Annotated in this window: 15 protein-coding genes; 14 read left to right on the top strand and 1 reads right to left on the bottom strand. The window is 65.4% G+C overall.

Annotated features, from left to right (window positions below; all coding sequences use genetic code 11):
- The first annotated feature begins 36 nt into the window (after positions 1 to 36).
- Genes ABIA40_RS16675 through ABIA40_RS16650 form a run of 6 tightly spaced genes read left to right on the top strand, consistent with a single transcriptional unit; the run spans position 37 to position 6,190 of the window.
- Entirely contained in the window at positions 37 to 909 is an 873-nt protein-coding gene (locus tag ABIA40_RS16675) for a carbohydrate ABC transporter permease (protein ID WP_404542222.1), read from the top strand.
- A 1-nt stretch (position 910) separates the two neighbouring features.
- The gene (locus ABIA40_RS16670; protein ID WP_404542220.1) at positions 911 to 1,741 is read left to right on the top strand and encodes a carbohydrate ABC transporter permease; all 831 of its coding nucleotides are present in this window, start codon (positions 911 to 913) and stop codon (positions 1,739 to 1,741) included.
- Between the two features lie 14 nt (positions 1,742 to 1,755).
- Entirely contained in the window at positions 1,756 to 2,763 is a 1,008-nt protein-coding gene (locus ABIA40_RS16665) for an ABC transporter ATP-binding protein (protein ID WP_404542218.1), read from the top strand.
- Between the two features lie 31 nt (positions 2,764 to 2,794).
- On the top strand, positions 2,795 to 3,568 hold the full coding sequence (locus tag ABIA40_RS16660) for an SDR family NAD(P)-dependent oxidoreductase (protein ID WP_404542216.1): 774 nt from the start codon (positions 2,795 to 2,797) through the stop codon (positions 3,566 to 3,568).
- A 34-nt stretch (positions 3,569 to 3,602) separates the two neighbouring features.
- Positions 3,603 to 5,249 carry an FGGY-family carbohydrate kinase gene (locus ABIA40_RS16655; RefSeq protein WP_271545126.1) on the top strand — a complete coding sequence of 549 codons (1,647 nt, stop codon included), beginning with the start codon at positions 3,603 to 3,605 and terminating at the stop codon, positions 5,247 to 5,249.
- 5 nt (positions 5,250 to 5,254) lie between these two features.
- Entirely contained in the window at positions 5,255 to 6,190 is a 936-nt protein-coding gene (locus ABIA40_RS16650; protein ID WP_271545125.1) for a carbohydrate kinase, read from the top strand.
- A 6-nt stretch (positions 6,191 to 6,196) separates the two neighbouring features.
- Here the strand turns inward: ABIA40_RS16650 and ABIA40_RS16645 are convergent, their stop codons facing one another.
- Positions 6,197 to 7,084, bottom strand: coding sequence for a LysR family transcriptional regulator (locus ABIA40_RS16645; RefSeq protein WP_271545124.1), 888 nt, complete (start codon positions 7,082 to 7,084; stop codon positions 6,197 to 6,199).
- A gap of 125 nt (positions 7,085 to 7,209) precedes the next feature.
- Between ABIA40_RS16645 and ABIA40_RS16640 the strand changes: the two genes are divergently transcribed.
- The 8 genes from ABIA40_RS16640 (at position 7,210) to ABIA40_RS16605 (ending at position 16,601) form a co-directional block, all read left to right on the top strand.
- Positions 7,210 to 8,631, top strand: coding sequence for an amidase (locus ABIA40_RS16640; RefSeq protein ID WP_271545646.1), 1,422 nt, complete (start codon positions 7,210 to 7,212; stop codon positions 8,629 to 8,631).
- Between the two features lie 84 nt (positions 8,632 to 8,715).
- The gene (locus ABIA40_RS16635; protein WP_271545123.1) at positions 8,716 to 9,666 is read left to right on the top strand and encodes an ABC transporter permease; all 951 of its coding nucleotides are present in this window, start codon (positions 8,716 to 8,718) and stop codon (positions 9,664 to 9,666) included.
- Positions 9,663 to 10,550 carry an ABC transporter permease gene (locus ABIA40_RS16630; protein ID WP_404542213.1) on the top strand — a complete coding sequence of 296 codons (888 nt, stop codon included), beginning with the start codon at positions 9,663 to 9,665 and terminating at the stop codon, positions 10,548 to 10,550. The genes ABIA40_RS16635 and ABIA40_RS16630 overlap by 4 nt, the downstream gene beginning before the upstream one ends.
- A gap of 2 nt (positions 10,551 to 10,552) precedes the next feature.
- Positions 10,553 to 11,566, top strand: coding sequence for an ABC transporter ATP-binding protein (locus ABIA40_RS16625; protein WP_404542211.1), 1,014 nt, complete (start codon positions 10,553 to 10,555; stop codon positions 11,564 to 11,566).
- Entirely contained in the window at positions 11,563 to 12,567 is a 1,005-nt protein-coding gene (locus ABIA40_RS16620; protein ID WP_404542209.1) for an ABC transporter ATP-binding protein, read from the top strand. The genes ABIA40_RS16625 and ABIA40_RS16620 overlap by 4 nt, the downstream gene beginning before the upstream one ends.
- A 56-nt stretch (positions 12,568 to 12,623) precedes the next feature.
- Positions 12,624 to 14,117 carry an ABC transporter substrate-binding protein gene (locus ABIA40_RS16615; protein ID WP_271545119.1) on the top strand — a complete coding sequence of 498 codons (1,494 nt, stop codon included), beginning with the start codon at positions 12,624 to 12,626 and terminating at the stop codon, positions 14,115 to 14,117.
- A gap of 228 nt (positions 14,118 to 14,345) precedes the next feature.
- Positions 14,346 to 16,004, top strand: a complete 1,659-nt coding sequence (locus ABIA40_RS16610; RefSeq protein WP_404542206.1) for an amidase family protein — start codon at positions 14,346 to 14,348, stop codon at positions 16,002 to 16,004.
- A gap of 210 nt (positions 16,005 to 16,214) precedes the next feature.
- Entirely contained in the window at positions 16,215 to 16,601 is a 387-nt protein-coding gene (locus ABIA40_RS16605; RefSeq protein ID WP_036035076.1) for a nuclear transport factor 2 family protein, read from the top strand.
- The last annotated feature ends 155 nt before the right edge of the window (positions 16,602 to 16,756 follow it).

Raw genomic sequence — 16,756 nt, 5'->3', positions numbered from 1 at the left:
ATGGCCGCCCTTCTTCCTCCGAGCGGAGCGCCAAGAATGGCAACCCGGCAGACGCAGCTTCTTGCGCGGTCGCTCCTGACCCCGGCCGTCGGGCTGCTGTTCATCTGGATGATCGTCCCGCTGGCGCTGACGATCTACTTCTCGACGCTGCATTACAGCCTGCTCGATCCCGGTTCGGAATCGTTCGTCGGCCTGGAAAACTTCCGCTACTTCCTCACCGATCCTGCCTTCCTCGCCTCGCTCCAGAACACGCTGGTGCTGGTCGGCTCGGTGCTGGCGCTGACCATCCTGCTCGGCATTCCCCTGGCGCTGCTGATGGACAAACCCGTGATCGGCCGCAATTTCGTGCGGTTGATGGTGATCGCCCCGTTCTTCGTGATGCCGACGGTGAGCGCGCTCGTCTGGAAGAACCTGTTGATGCATCCAGTGTCGGGATTGTTCGCCTGGCTCGCCTCGCTGTTCGGCCTGACGCCGATCGATTGGTTCAACGACGTGCCGCTGTTTGCGGTGATTTTGATCGTGACCTGGCAATGGCTGCCGTTCGCGACCCTGATCCTGCTCACCGCGCTGCAATCGCTCGACGAAGAGCAGAAGGAAGCCGCCGAGATGGACGGCGCGAGCGCCGTCTCGACCTTCATCTACATCACGCTGCCGCACCTCGCGCGTCCCATCACGGTGGTGATCCTGATCGAGACCATCTTCCTGCTCACGGTGTTCGCCGAGATCTTCGTCACCACCGGCGGCGGGCCGGGCCTGCAAACCACCAACATCGCCTTCCTGATCTATTCGCAGGCGCTGATCCAGTTCGACGTCGGCAGCGCCTCGGCGGGCGGGCTCGTCGCGGTGGTCATTGCTAACATCGTCGCCTTCTTCCTGGTCCGCATCGTCGGCCGCAACCTGGAGGCCTGACATGGCACGGATGGCGACGACGCGGCGGGTGATGATATCGACGGCGGCGGCCTGGCTGTTCGGCTTCCTGATCTTCTTCCCGATCCTGTGGATGGTGCTGGCGAGCTTCAAGACCGAGCTGGAGGCCTTCGCGATCCCGCCATCCTTCCTGTTCTTCCACTGGACCACGGAAAATTACGCGACCGTGCAGGAGCGCAGCGACTACCTGCACCACGCGATGAACTCGATCATCATCGCCGGCGGCTCGACGCTCATTGCGCTGTTGATCGCCATTCCAGCGGCCTGGTCGATGGCGTTCTCGCCGACCAAGCGCACCAAGGACATCCTGCTCTGGATGCTCTCGACCAAGATGATGCCGCCGGTCGGCGTGTTGGTGCCGATCTACCTGATCTACAAGAGCCTCGGGCTGCTCGATTCCCGCATCGGCCTCGTCTTCATCCTGTGCCTCGGGAATTTGCCGATCGTCATCTGGATGCTCTTCACTTATTTCAAGGAGATCCCGCGCGACATCCTCGAAGCGGCGCGCATGGATGGTGCCACGATCGGCCGCGAGCTGGTCTACGTGCTGACGCCGATGGCGATCCCGGGACTGGCGTCCACGCTGCTGCTCAATCTGATCCTGGCTTGGAACGAGGCGTTCTGGACGCTGAACCTGTCCACCTCGAGCGCTGCGCCGCTCACCACGTTCATCGCCTCCTATTCGAGCCCCGAAGGGCTGTTCTGGGCAAAACTGTCGGCGGCGTCCACGCTGGCGATCGCGCCCATTCTCGTCCTCGGTTGGTTCAGCCAGAAGCAGCTCGTGCGCGGGCTCACCTTTGGCGCGGTGAAATAGGGGGCTGCCGGAACATGGGTCAGATCACACTTCAGGGCGTGCAGAAATCCTTCGGCCCCGTACACATCATCAAGGGCGCCGACCTCGAGATCGCCGATGGCTCCTTCGTGGTGTTCGTCGGTCCCTCCGGCTGCGGCAAGACCACGCTGCTGCGGCTGATCGCGGGGCTCGAGGACGTCAGCGGCGGCAAGATCCTGATCGACGGCAAGAACGTCGTCGATACGCCGCCCGCCAAGCGCGGGCTGTCGATGGTGTTCCAGTCCTACGCGCTCTATCCGCATATGAGCGTGCGCGGCAATATCGGCTTCGGCCTCAAGATGGCGGGCTTGCCGAAGGACGAGATCAACCGCAAGGTCGAGGCGGCCGCCACGACGCTGAACCTCACGCCCTACCTCGACCGCAAGCCGCGCGAGCTCTCCGGCGGCCAGCGCCAGCGCGTCGCGATCGGCCGCGCCATCGTCCGCGAGCCCAAGGCATTCCTGTTCGACGAGCCGCTCTCCAACCTCGACGCCGCGCTGCGCGTGCAGATGCGCATCGAGGTGACGCGACTTCAGAAGCAGCTCGGCACCACCGCGATCTACGTCACCCACGACCAGGTCGAGGCCATGACCATGGCCGACAAGATCGTCGTGCTCAACGGCGGCAAGATTGAGCAATATGGCTCGCCGCTGGAGCTTTACGAGCGACCCGCCAATCTCTTCGTCGCCGGCTTCATCGGCTCGCCCAAGATGAATTTCGTCACGGGCGAACCCGCTTTGCAGAAGGGGGCAGCGACGATCGGCGTCCGGCCGGAGCATCTGAAGATCGAGCGCGACGGCGGTGGCGGCTGGCAGGGCACCATTGCGGTGGCCGAGCATCTCGGCAGTGACACCTTCCTCTACGTCGATGCCGGCGCGCTCGGCATGCTGACCGCGCGCTACATCGGCGAATTGAGCCTGCATGCCGGCGACCGGGTGTCGCTGATGCCCGACCCTGCGCGCATTCACCGGTTCGATGAGAGCGGCAACGCTCTTCGGGGCTGACAAGAAACGGCAAGAAGACGGAAAGACGACCATGTATCTGGAAAAATTCAGGCTGAGCGGCAAGACCGCGTTCATCACCGGCGGCGGCCAGGGCATCGGCCTCGCCTGCGCGGAGGCGCTGGCCGAGGCCGGTGCGAAGGTCATCATCGGCGACCGCGACGGCAAGGTCGCCGACGGCGCCGAGGCCAGCCTGAGGGCGAAGGGCTACGACATCGAGACCGCAATCATGGATGTCACCAACACCACACGCGTGGCGGAGGTGGCAAGTGATCTCGTCGCCCGCCATGGCAAGGTCGACATCCTCGTCAACAATGCCGGCATCGCGCGGAGCGAGACGCCGGCCGAGACCGTTACCGACGAGCACTGGCTCAACGTCATCGATGTCAATCTCAACGGCACCTTCTGGTGCTGCCGCGAGTTCGGCAAGCACATGTTGAAGGCCGGAAGCGGCGCCATCGTCAATGTCGGCTCGATGAGCGGCTTCATCGTCAACAAGCCGCAGGAGCAGTGCTTCTACAATGCCTCCAAGGCCGCCGTGCACCATCTGACCAAGTCGCTGGCCGCCGAATGGGGCGCGCGCGGCATCCGCGTCAACGCGGTGGCGCCGACCTATATCGAGACGCCGCTCAACGCCTTCGTGAAGAGCAATCCAAGAATGTATGACGCCTGGATCGGTGGAACTCCGATGGCGCGCATGGGGCAGGTCGAGGAGATCGCCTCCGTCGTGCTGTTCCTCTCGTCCGAGGCCGCGAGCCTGATGACCGGCAGTATCGTGCTGGTGGATGGCGGCTACACTTGCTGGTAGGCTCACCGTCAAAACGGACGGACCGGGAGATACCATGCCGCGAGCGTATATCGGCGTCGACGTCGGGACCACGAGCACGCGGGCAGGGGTGTTTGACGAGGCCGGCACGCTGCTCGCGACGGCCCGGCATCCGATCAGGATCTGGCACGAGGCCGGCGACATCGTCGAGCAGTCGTCGGAGGACATCTGGCAGGCCTGCGCCAAATCGGTGCGCGCGGCGATGGCGGAAGCAGCGATTGCGCCCGGCAGCATCGGCGGCATCGGTTTCGACGCGACCTGTTCCCTCGTGGTGCTCGATCCGCAAGGCGAGCCGCTCACCGTCAGCACCTCCGGCGAGGCGCAGCGCAACGTCATCGTCTGGATGGACCATCGCGCCACGGCCGAAGCGCGGCTGATCAACGAGACCGAGGATGCCGTGCTGCGCTATGTCGGCGGCTCGATCTCGCCGGAGATGGAGATGCCGAAGCTGCTGTGGCTGAAGCGGCATCTGCGCGCGAGTTTCGATGCCGCCGGTCACTTCTTCGATCTGGCCGATTATCTGACCTGGCGGGCGACCGGCGCGCTGCAGCGCTCGACCTGCACGGTCACCTGCAAGTGGAACTATCTCGCTCATGACGGCGGCGGCTGGAGCGCGCCGTTCTTCAAGCGCATCGGCCTCTCCGACTTCGTCGCCGAAAAATACGCGCGCATCGGCACCGAGATCGTTGCGCCCGGTACGCGCCTCGGCGAAGGTCTCACGCCGGCAGCAGCCGTCGAGCTCGGCCTTCCCCAGGGCACCCCGGTCGGCGCCTCGCTGATCGACGCCCATGCCGGCGGCATCGGTGCGATCGGTGGCCGTGACGGGGCGGGCGGTACGAGCGATGTCAGCGATCGTCTCGCCTACATCATGGGAACGTCGGCCTGCATCATGGCGACGACGAAGGAACCGTGCTTTGTGCCGGGCGTATGGGGGCCCTATTATTCCGGCATGGTGCCGGAGTTCTGGCTCAATGAAGGCGGGCAGTCCGCCGCGGGCGCTGCGATCGATCACCTCCTCAAGTCGCATCCCGGCCATGGCGAGGCGAGCGCGGCGGCACGCAGCGAAGGCCTCGATCTCATCGATTTCCTCGAGCGCCGCATCATCGCGCGCTCCGGTGATGCCAGCCGTGCCGCGCTGCTGGCGCGCGACATCCACGTGCTGCCGGAATTCATTGGCAACCGCTCGCCCTATGCCGATCCCGACACGCGCGCGGTGATCGCGGGCCTTGATCTCGACACCGACATCGCCGCGATGGAACGGCTGTTCGTCGCCGGCCTCTGCGGTCTTGCCTACGGGCTTGCGGAGGTCATCGAGGCTTTTGCGGCGCACGGGGTCCGCTCCAGCATCATGATCATGGGCGGCGGTGCCAGCCGCAGTCCTTTGGTGCGGCAGATCATGGCCGACACCACCGGTCTCACGGTCGCGCTGCCGCAGACCAAGGAGCCGGTGCTCCTGGGGGCCGCGATGCTCGGGGCGGTCGCCGGTGGCGCTTACGCCTCGATCGGCGAGACCATGGCCAAGATGTCGGCACTGGGGCGCAAGAGCGAGCCGACCGCGCCTGATATGGCCGCGTTTCACGCCCGCAAGCGCGAGGTCTACAAGCTGCTGCGCGATCTCGATCGCGGCAGCCGTGCCGCGATGCGCAGCGTCGCGAGAGGTTGAAGGACATGCTGATTGCCTGCGGCGACGCGCTGATCGATTTCGTGCCGACGCGAAACGTCGAAGGGCGCGAAGCGGTGATGCCCGCGGTGGGCGGCTCCTGCCTCAACGTCGCGATCGGCATGGCGCGGCTGGGCGCGCCAACTGGTTTCGTCGGCGGCATCTCGACCGACCTGTTCGGGCGCATGATCGCCGATCATGCCTCCGCATCGAAGGTTGCACTCGATCTCGCCACCCGCAGCGACCACCAGACCACGCTCGCCTTTGTCCGCATTGTCGAAGGCGAGTCGCACTACGCCTTCTACGATGCCGAGACCGCGACGCGGAGCTGGACGTACCGGCGCGGGTCCATTCCATTCGATACGATCGAGGCCGTCCATGTCGGCTCGACCACGCTGGTCAACGACCAGGGTGCGGCCGAGACCAAGACGCTGATCGCAGACGCGCGGGCGTCGTCCACGATCTCCTTCGATCCGAACTGCCGACCGAATCTCGTCAAGGACAAGCCGGGCTATCTCGCCCGCATGGCCGAGTTCGCCGGAAGTGCCGATCTCATCAAGATGTCGGATGTCGATTTCGCCTATCTCTTCGGCGAGGAGCCGTATCAGCAGCGCGCGAGCACATTGCTGGGGCAGGGCACCAGCCTCGTCGTCATCACCCGCGGCAACAACGGCGCCATCGCCTGGCATGCGCAGGCAGGGCAGATCGAAGTGCAAGCACCAAAGGTCGAGGTAGCCGACACCATTGGCGCCGGCGATAGCTTTCAGGCGGCGCTGCTGTTCGCCCTGTACAAGCAGGGTCGAATCGCCCGGCCGAGATTGCAGGACATCGGCGCGGACGAACTCCGCCGTGCGCTGTCCTTCGCCGCCAATTGTGCCGGCCTGACCTGCACCCGTCCGGGCGCCGATCCGCCCTGGAGCCACGAGATCAGTTGGGACTGGTAGTCCACGTCACATCCGCGCGACGGCCTTCTCGGCACATTTGAGGAAGGTTCCGATCAGCGGACTGTGGGAGTCCCGCCGCCAACAGACTGCGATGTCGAGGGCGTCAGCGACGTCACGCAGGGGTCTGAACACGACTCCGCGTGGCGCGCCGAGCTGTGCGCAGGCCGGCAGGATGGCGAGACCTTCGCCGGCCAAAACCAGGCTCATCGCAGAATGCACCGTCTCCACCCGGCTGGCGATCGGCATCACCACCTGGTGCCGACGCAATAAAGGGACGACCGCGGAGGAGGCGGGCCCATGGTCCGGATGCGGGAGTGCGATCAGCGGACGGCCCTGCAGCCGGGCCATCGGCACGGAGCTCAAGCGGGCGAGCGGCGAGCGGATCGGCATGGCCAGCATGAAGGGTTGTGCACCGATCTTTGCCACCTGGATCTCGGGATGATTGATTGCGGGCATACACAGCGCGACCGTGACGCTGCGGTCGAGCACGCGGGCCTCGCGCGTCGATGCGCTGAGCTCAACGAAGCTGAGGTCGACGCCGGGAACCGCATGACGCAGTTCGGGGATGAGCCGCGGCAGCATCGCATTCGCCAGCACGAACATGTAACCCACCGCCAGCCGGCCGCGCCGTCCCGAAGCAACCGCGCGCGCGGCTTCGGCGCCGTCGGCCGCCAGCGCCAGCGCTTCGCTGGCGCGCGCCAGCAACGCCTGGCCCGCCTCGGTCAGATCCATGCCGCGGGTGCCGCGGCGGAACAGTGGCGCGCCGATCTCGGCCTCGAGCTTGCGGATCTGGACGGAGAGCGGCGGCTGCGCCATCCGGAGCTGGTCGGCCGCCTTGCCGATGCTGCGCGCCTCGGCGACGGCGACGAAATAGCGGAGCCGACGAAGATCCATTGGCATACCGAAAGCGTATGGGTTGGCGATAAAAATCGTATTGGACGGCGAGTTAACAAAACTGTCATTCTCGCTGTCAATGTCTTCGGGCCAATGGCGGCCCTGCTTCGGAGCGTGATGTGACGATGAACGGCGATCCCTGTCTGTTGTCCGCGACCGAGCTGCGCGGCCTTATTGCGGGCAAGCGAATCTCGCCAGTCGAGCTCACCCGCGCAGTGCTTGCCCGCGCCGAGGCCCTCCAGCCCGAATTGAACTGCTTCATCACGTTGTGCGGCGACGAGGCGATCACAGCGGCGCGCGAAGCCGAGCGCAAGGTGATGGCGGGTGAACCGCTCGGCCTGCTGCACGGCATCCCCGTATCCGTCAAGGACATCGTCAATACCAAGGGGGTCAAGACCACCTTCGGCGCCGTTCCCTACAAGGATAATGTGCCGGCCGAGGATGCCGTCGCCGTCGCGCGGTTGCGCAGCGAAGGCGCGATCCTGGTCGGCAAGACCACGACGCCGGAGTTCGGCAGCAAGTGCCTCACCGATTCACCTTTGTTCGGTCGGACCCGCAATGCGTGGGACGCCCGCCGATCCTCCGGCGGCTCGAGCGGCGGCGCGGCGGTCGCTGTGGCGAGCGGCATCGCGCCGCTCGCGATTGCGACCGACGGCGGCGGCTCGACACGAATTCCGGCCGCTTGCAACGGCGTGGTGGGCCTGAAGCAGAGCAACGGCGTGATCCCGCACAGCCAGGCCCTCGACGTGTTCGGCAACCAGACCTATGTCACGCCGACCACCCGCACCGTCGCCGATACTGCGGTGATGATGCAGGCGATGGCGGGCGAAGATCCTATCGATCCCTGGTCGATCGGCGTGCCCGTGCCCGACTTCATCGGCACCGCCGCCCCGCATGGTGATTTGCGCGGTCTGAGGATCCTGTACTGCCTGACGCCGCCGGGCCGTCCGGTGTCGGCCGAAGTCGCCGCCAATTTCAAGGTGAGCCTCGACCGGCTGGCCGGGTTAGGGGCCGAGCTCGAGGAATTCTCCGGCGAGGGTTTCGACATCGAGCCGATCTGGCGCGCCATCAACCACACCGTCTGGCGCACGCGCTTTGCCAAGCTTGCGGCCGAGCATCGGGACGAGCTGAGCGAAGCCTTCCTCAAGCAGCTCGCGCTCGCCAGCGAAGTCAGCGGCATCGACTATCAGGAGGCGATGTTCGCGCGCACCGCGTTGTTCCGCCGCGTGCAATCGCTGCTTGCGCGCGGTCACCTGCTGGCGATGCCGACCCTGACGCGTACCGCGCTGCCGATCAAGCAGGATCTGTTCGGCAGCATCGAGATCGACGGCAGGCATTTCGACAGCGTCCGGCCGCATTGGTTCCCCTGGACCATGCCGTTCAACATGACCGGCCATCCCGCCGTCAGCCTTCCCTCGGGCTTTGCCCGCGACGGGCTGCCGATCGGGCTCCAACTGGTCGGCCGTTTCCGGGCCGACGCGGAATTGCTGCGCGTGAGCGCTCTGTTCGAGGCGTCAAGCGACCTTCTGTCCCGCTGGCCGTCTTGAGGAGATGGCGATGCAGCAAAGAGCTTGCTTAAGGCGTCCGGACATGTTGATCGTGGCCTGGGTGAGCCCTGAAGCCGAGCGCGCATGAGCGTCTTTGTCCTCCGACGTCTGTTGACTCTGCTGGCGACGCTGGTCGGCGCATCGCTGATCATCTTCCTGGTGCTGGACGCGCTGCCTGGCAACGCAGCGCAGATGCTGATGGGCGCCGACGCTTCGCCGGACGCGGTGCGCGCGCTCACCGTCAAGCTCGGGCTCGACCAGCCGCTGGCCGTTCGCTACGTGCAATGGATCAAGGGCCTCCTCGTCGGCGATCTCGGCAATTCCTACGTCTACGGCACCCCGGTCGGCAGCCTGATCGCCGAGCGGCTCGTGCTGACCATTCCGCTCGCGATCATGGCCATGACGATCACGGTGACGCTGGCGCTCTCGGCCGGCATCTACACCGCCGCCAACCACAACAAGCTCGGCGATGTCGGCGTGATGTCGTTGACGCAAGTGGGCATCGCGCTGCCGAATTTCTGGTTCGCGATCCTCCTGGTGCTGCTGTTCTCGGTGCGGCTGCAATGGCTCTCGGCCGGTGGCTTTGCCGGCTGGGAGGACGGCATCTGGCCGGGGATCAAGTCGCTGCTGTTGCCCGCGATCTCGCTCGCGGTGGTGCAAGCCGCGATCCTTGCCCGCGTCACGCGCTCGGCCGTGCTCGAAGTGCTGCGCGAGGACTTCGTCCGCACCGCCCGTGCAAAAGGCCTCGGCAAGCGCGAGGTGCTGTGGAGCCACGTGCTGCGCAATGCCATGATCCCGGTCATGACGGTGATGGGGCTGCAATTCGCCAATCTGCTCGCCGGCACCATCGTGATCGAGAACGTGTTCTACCTGCCGGGCCTCGGCCGCCTGATCTTCCAGTCGATCGCCAACCGCGACCTGATCGTGGTGCGCAATTGCGTGATGCTGCTCGCCGCGATGGTGGTGATCGTCAACTTCGTGGTCGATGTGCTCTATGCCTTCATCGATCCTCGCATCAAGGTGCACGACCTGTGAGCGCGCCCATCGCCATCGACGCGCCCGTCGCAACGCGTCCGCTGCCGGCGCGCACGTTCTGGCGCCGCGCGCTGCGCCACCGCAGCTTCGTCCTCGGTGGCACGCTGAGCCTTCTGGTGCTGGCTTCGGCGCTATTGTCGCTGGTATGGACGCCGTGGTCGCCTCACGAGATCGACATCGCCGCAAAGCTCCGGCCGCCCTCGGCATCGCATTGGCTCGGCACCGATTCCTTCGGCCGCGACATCGTCTCGCTGCTGCTTGCGGGCGCCCGGTCCACCATCATGGTCGGTGTGATCGCTGTCAGCATCGGTCTTACCTTCGGCGTCACGCTGGGCCTGATCGCCTCGGCCCGGCGCGGCTGGACGGAGGAGATCATCATGCGCTTTTCCGACTTCACCTTCGCCTTTCCAGCCGTGCTGTCCGCGATCATGCTCGCGGCCGTCGTCGGGCCCGGCATGGTAACCTCGATCGTCGCGATCGGCATCTTCCAGATCCCGACCTTGACCCGGCTGACGCGCGGCTCAGCCAATGCGATCTGGGCGCGTGAATTCGTGCTGGCGGCGCGGGCGGCGGGCAAGGGGCGCTTCCGCATCACCATCGAGCATGTGCTGCCCAACATCCTGTCGATCCTGATCGTGCAGGTCACCATCCAGTTCGCGCTCGCCATCCTCGCCGAGGCCGCTTTGTCCTATCTCGGCCTCGGCACGCAGCCGCCGCAGCCGTCCTGGGGACGGATGCTGAACGATGCGCAGACGCTGCTGTTCCAGTCGCCGATGCTCGCGGTCTATCCGGGCATTGCGATCGCAATCTCGGTGCTCGGCCTCAACCTGCTCGGCGACGGGCTGCGTGACCTGCTCGATCCCCGGCTGGCGCGGGAGCGATAACGATGGCCGAGCGCTCCGACACGCCGCTGATCGAAGTCGAAAATCTCGGCGTCCGCCTCAACACCAGCCGCGGGCCGGCGCGGGCCGTGCGCGGGGTAAGCTTTGCGCTGAAGCGCGGCGAGACGCTCGGGCTCGTCGGCGAGTCCGGCTGCGGCAAGTCGGTCACGGCGTTGTCGTTGATGGGCTTGCTGCCGGACAGTGCCGTCGTCACTGGCAGCATCAAGCTGGACGGCGACGAGCTCGTCGGACTTGCGGATGCCGACTATTGCCGCCTGCGCGGCGACCGCATCAGCATGATCTTCCAGGAGCCGATGACTGCGCTCAATCCGATGCACACGATCGGTAACCAGGTCGCCGAGCCGCTGCGGCGTCACAAGAATTATTCGGCGGCGCAGGCGCGCAAAGAGGCGATCGCCTTGCTCGACCGCGTCGGGCTTCCCGACCCTGCGCGTCGCGTCGATGCCTATCCGCATCAGTTCTCCGGCGGCCAGCGCCAGCGCATCACCATCGCGATGGCGCTTGCCTGCGAGCCTGACCTCCTGATCGCGGACGAGCCGACCACCGCGCTCGACGTCACCATCCAGGGCCAGATCCTCGACCTCATCGCCGACCTCGTCGAGGAGCGCGGCATGTCGATGATCCTGATCTCGCACGATCTCGGCGTCATCGCCGAGAATGTCCATCGCATGATGGTGATGTATGGCGGCACCGTCGTCGAAAGCGGGCCGACCGACGAGGTGTTCCGTCGCATGGGCCATCCCTACACGCAGGGCCTGTTCCGTGCCCGGCCCAAGTTCGGCGCACGCAAGGGGACGCGGCTGAAGACGATCTCGGGCACGGTGCCGGAGCTCGCCGATCTTCCGTCCGGCTGCACCTTCTCCGATCGCTGTCCACTCGTGATCGATCAGTGCCGTGCCGCGCTGCCGCCGATGGTGGATGTCGGCCCCGGCCATTTTGCGCGCTGCATCAGAACGGACGTGTCGATGGCCGAGCGCGTCGGAGCGCTGACCGCATGAGCATCGCCCCGCTTCTCGACGTCAGGGATCTCGAGCAGCGCTACACGCTGCCGCGCGAGAGTCTGTTCCGTCCGCCGGGGCAGGTGCGCGCGCTTAACGGCGTCAGCGTGCAGGTCCGGGCCGGCAAGAGCCTCGGCATCGTCGGCGAGTCCGGCTCCGGCAAGTCCACCTTCGCGCGCGTCGTGATGGCGCTGGAGCGGCCGACCGCAGGACAGGTCGCGCTGCTCGGACGCGATCTCAATCGCCTGCCGGCCGACGAACTGCGCCGGGCCCGGCGCGATTTCCAGATGGTGTTCCAGGACCCCTATGGCTCGCTCGATCCGCGGCAGACCATCGCGCGGATCGTCGCCGAGCCGCTGACCGTGCTGGAAGGCGCCGACCGCACCACGTTCCGCGACCGCATCGCCGCGGTGCTGCGCCAGGTCGGCTTGCGCGATGCGGATATGGAAAAATATCCGCACGAATTCTCCGGCGGCCAGCGCCAGCGCATCGCGATCGCGCGTGCGCTGATCACGCAGCCGAAGCTGATCGTTGCCGACGAGCCGGTCTCGGCGCTCGACGTCTCCGTGCAGGCCCAGGTGCTGAACCTGATGCAGGACCTCCAGGAGCAGTTCGGCCTGAGCTACATCCTGATTAGCCACGACCTCGCCGTCGTCGACTATCTCTGCGATGAGGTCGCGGTGATGTATCTCGGCCGCATCGTCGAGCAGGGCCGGCCGGAGGATCTGTTCGAGCGCTGCGCCCATCCCTATACGCGGGCGCTGCTGGATGCGGTACCGCGGGCGCGCGCCGGAGGTGGCCGGCGCCGCCGCGGAGCCCAGGCGATCGCCTCGCAATCGGCGGCGACGGCCGGATGCCCCTATGCATCGCGCTGCGCTCTTGCCGACCAGCATTGTCGCGAGGTTCCGCCTGAGTTACGCAAGGTGGGCGAGGGGCACCTTGCCGCCTGCCACAAGGCCGAGGCTGTGATGGCGTTGCCGCAGGCGGCCATGGAAGGTTAGTGTTCGGGGCAGGATTGGCGTTAAGCTGGAAACAGGATCGGTTGGGGAGTTCGCGCATGTTCAGGAAACTATCGATCGTCGCATTTGCAGCTGCGCTCGTCGCGGCGCCTTTGCCGGTGCTGGCGCAGAGCAAGAAGGACAGCGTCGTCATGGGGATGACGCTGGAGCCGCCGGGGCTCGACCCCACCAATGCCGCCGCTGCCGCGATCGCCGAGGTCACGCTCTACAACATCTATGAGACGCTGACCAAGATCAACGAGGACGGCTCCACCTCGCCGCTGCTCGCCGAGAGCTGGACCGCTTCGCCCGATCTGAAGACCTATACGTTCAAGCTGCGCAAGGGCGTCAAATTCCACAATGGCGAAACGTTCGATTCCGCTGCGGTGAAGTTCTCGTTCGAGCGCAACGCGGCGCCGACCAGCACCAACAAGGACAAGAGCCTGTACCAGGCCTTCGAGAAGGTCGAGACGCCCGACGCCGACACCGTCGTGATCACAGTGAAATATTCCGAGCCGAACCTGCCGTTCCTGCTCGGGCAGGCGGGCGGCTCGATCGTCGAGCCAAAGAGCGCTGGCACCAATGTCACGCAGCCGGTCGGCACCGGACCGTACCAGCTTGGCGCCTGGGCCAAGGGCTCTTCGATCACGCTGAACAAATGGGCCGGCTACCGCAACGCCTCCGCGATCAAGCTGTCGAAGGTGACGATCCGCTTCATCTCCGATCCGGCGGCGCAGGCCGCGGCGCTGCTCTCGAACGACGTCGACGCGTTCCCGCGCATCGCAACCCGCGTGGTTGCTCAGTTCAAGTCTGATCCGCGCTTCACGGTGCTGATCGGCGGCTCCAGGGCCAAGACCATCGTGGCCATCAACCATCGCAAGAAGCCGCTCGACGACGTCCGCGTTCGCCGCGCCATCCTTGCCGCGATCGACCGCAAGGCCTTGATCGACGGCGCGGTCGAGGGTTACGGCACGCCGATCGGCAGCTTCTACACGCCGGGATCGCTCGGCTATGTCGACACCACCGGCATCAACCCGTACGATCCCGAGAAGGCCAAGAAGCTGCTGACTGAAGCCGGCGTCACCACGCCGCTCGAACTGTCATTGAAGCTGCCGCCGCCGCCCTATGCGCGGCAAGGCGGCGAGATCGTCGCGGCCCAGCTCGCCAAGGTCGGCATCACCGCCAAGATCGAAAACGTCGAATGGGCGCAATGGCTGTCGCAGGTTTTCGCCGGCAATGGCCCGCACAATTTCGATCTCACCATCGTCAGCCATGTCGAACCGTTCGACCTCGTCAAGATCACGGAGCCGGACTACTACCTCGGTTACAACAACGAGAAGTTCAACGCGCTCTACAAGCAGATCGTCTCGACGCCGGACGAAGCCGGCCGCGCCAAGCTGCTCGGTGACGCCCAGCGCATGCTGGCGACCGATGCAGTCTCGGCTTACCTGTTCCAGCCGCAATGGCCCACCGTCATCAACAAGAAGCTGAAGGGCGTCTGGAAAGAAGTCCCGCAGTTCGAGAACGACTTCTCCGCCTGGTATTGGGAATAGGCGGCGTCCATTGCTGTGCCCTCTCCACGCGTTGGAGAGGGCAGCTCCAAACAAAACCTGAAAAACAACCCCATGCACAGTAGCCGGGGTCAGTCATCTCAATGGCTTGCACGTTGCGCCTGTGTGATCGACGCGATGCGCCCGAAAGTTGACCCGTCGGGCAAAACACTGGCATGATGGCATGCTCGAGTCTCGTGGTGGAGACGCGCGCCGTCGGTCGAGGCAGCCGTGCAGAAATCATCCCGCCGCAATGCCGGCATTGCCGCGGCGGTCGTCAGCGCCGAGGCGCCGATCTCCCCAAAGCTTGATCATGCGAGGCTCGATCATGCGTCGATGAGCGATATCGCTCATGCTTTGGCTGACGGACATGTCACTGCCACGGCGCTGCTCAAAGCCTATCTCGCGCGCATCGCAGCCTACGGCCGCGACGGGCCCAAGCTCAACGCGGTCCGCGCGCTCAATCCCGACGCACTCGCGATCGCGAGCAGGCTCGACGGCGTCAAGCCGTCGGCCGAGCGGCCGCTGGCCGGCATCCCGATCCTGGTGAAGGACAACATCGCGACCGGCGACGCGCAGCCGACCACGGCGGGATCGTTGGCGCTAGAAGGCGCGCGCGCACGGGACGATGCAACGCTCGTCAAGCTGCTGCGCGAGGCCGGCGCGGTGATCCTCGGCAAGGCGAATCTGACCGAGTTCTCCAACATGCTCGCGGTCGACATGCCCTTCGGCTATTCGTCGCTGGGCGGTCAGGTCAAGAATCCCTATGCGCCGGCGCTGGCCGACGATCACGGCATCCCCGTCGTGTCCCCGGGCGGCTCGAGCGCGGGTTCGGCGGTCGCGGTGGCGGCAGGCTTGTGTGCGGCTTCGATCGGCACGGAGACCTCGGGCTCGCTGCTCTTTCCCGCCAGCCAGAATGGCCTCGTCACCGTGAAGCCGACGGTCGGGCTGATCAGCCGAGCCGGCATCGTGCCGATCTCGCACAGCCAGGACACCGCGGGGCCAATGACGCGGACCGTGCGCGACGCGGCGCTGCTGCTCAACGTGCTCGCGGCCAACGACCCGCTCGATCCGGCGACGCAAAAGCAGCGGCGGCCGGCCGATTACACCGCCGGTCTGACGCGCGATGCGATGAAAGGTGTGCGCATTGGCGTGCCGAGCGACCATGTCGACCCGCTGAACGACTGCTATTACGGCAAGCTGCCACCGAAGTCGGCCAAGCTGATGACTGAGGCGATCCAGGTGCTGGAGGATCTCGGAGCCGTCGTCGTGCGTGCCAGCATGCCGACATCAGGCTGGATCGGCGGGCCGGGCACGACCATGGCCGTGCTTAACCGCAATCCGCTGAGCGCCCACAAAGGCACGATTGCCCGACCGCCGGTCGTCTTCCTCTACGAACTGAAGCACGACCTCAATCTCTATCTGAAGGAATGGGCGACCAACACGGACATCAAGACCATGGCCGACATCGTCGCCTTCAACGAGGCGAATGCGGGCAGGGCGCTGCGTTTCGGCCAGGACCACTTTCTCGCCGCGGAGATGACCAGGGGCGATCTCAGCGAGCGCGAGTACAAATCGGCGCGCGCCATGGACCTGCTCTCGGCCAAGACGCGCGGCATGGATGCCTATATGAGCCGGCACAAGCTCGACGCCGTCCTGTTCCCCGGCGCATACGGCGCCGCAATCGCCGCCAGGGCCGGCTATCCCAGCGTCATGGTGCCGGGCGGGTTCGTTTCGGGGACAGACGACGGCAAGGAAACGCCCGATTATCCGTTCGGCGTCACCTTCGCAGGCCTTGCCTGGAGCGAGCACAAGCTACTTCGCCTGGCCTACGCGTATGAGCAAGCCTCCGCCAAGCGCAAGTCGCCGCCCGGCTTGCCGGCGCTTTAGAGTGCGCTATGCGTGCGCCGGATGATGGCGGTGGCATGTGCTGACAAGGCCGCTGTCTGTTCTCACTGATGCAGCGGATGCGCCGTCCTGTCCTGGGGAGGGCGCTTTGTGACCCGAAGGCGACATCGACCAGACGTCTAATCGGCCCTTCAACTCACCTGCGTGCGCTTGTGTTATTGTATGCCTTCCGGGAACTCGATGGAGGGAAGGATGGACATTCGATCGAAATTGACGGCGCTGTGTGAAGCGTTCAACGCGCACGACTTGGATTCCATCATGGAGTTCTTTGCTGACGATTGTGTCTTGGAGATGCCGAGGGGAAGCAAGCCTTGGGGCTCCCGCTTCGAGGGCAAACGCAACGTACGAGACGGGCTCGCGACGCGCTTTGAAGGCTTACCCGATGTTCACTACGGCGACGCCGAGCATTTTGTGGATACGATGGCAAACACGGGCATTTCAAAATGGACGCTAACGGGCACTACAGGCGAAGGAAAAAAGATCGAGGTCCGAGGATGTGACTTTTACACTTTTCGCGCGGACGAGGTGATCCGCAAGGACTCATATTGGAAGATTGTTGAAGGACCTTCGTCAGCTTAACGACGCACATGTCCGAATGTGGCCCAGAGGTGCAGGTCCGTGCAGCGTCTCTGTTGTCGGCTCATCGGGGGAAATCGGAAGTAACCCGCCGTGCCGACAATTGGCGCTCATGACCCAAACCGGAAGCTGCGCCCGTTGGCCTATTCGACAGCGTA

Origin of the sequence: Bradyrhizobium sp. USDA 223, assembly GCF_044909005.1 — a bacterium.
Classification (GTDB): domain Bacteria; phylum Pseudomonadota; class Alphaproteobacteria; order Rhizobiales; family Xanthobacteraceae; genus Bradyrhizobium; species Bradyrhizobium yuanmingense.
Note: the sequence above shows the minus strand (reverse complement) of the source record. Positions and strands in the feature narration are given on the sequence as shown.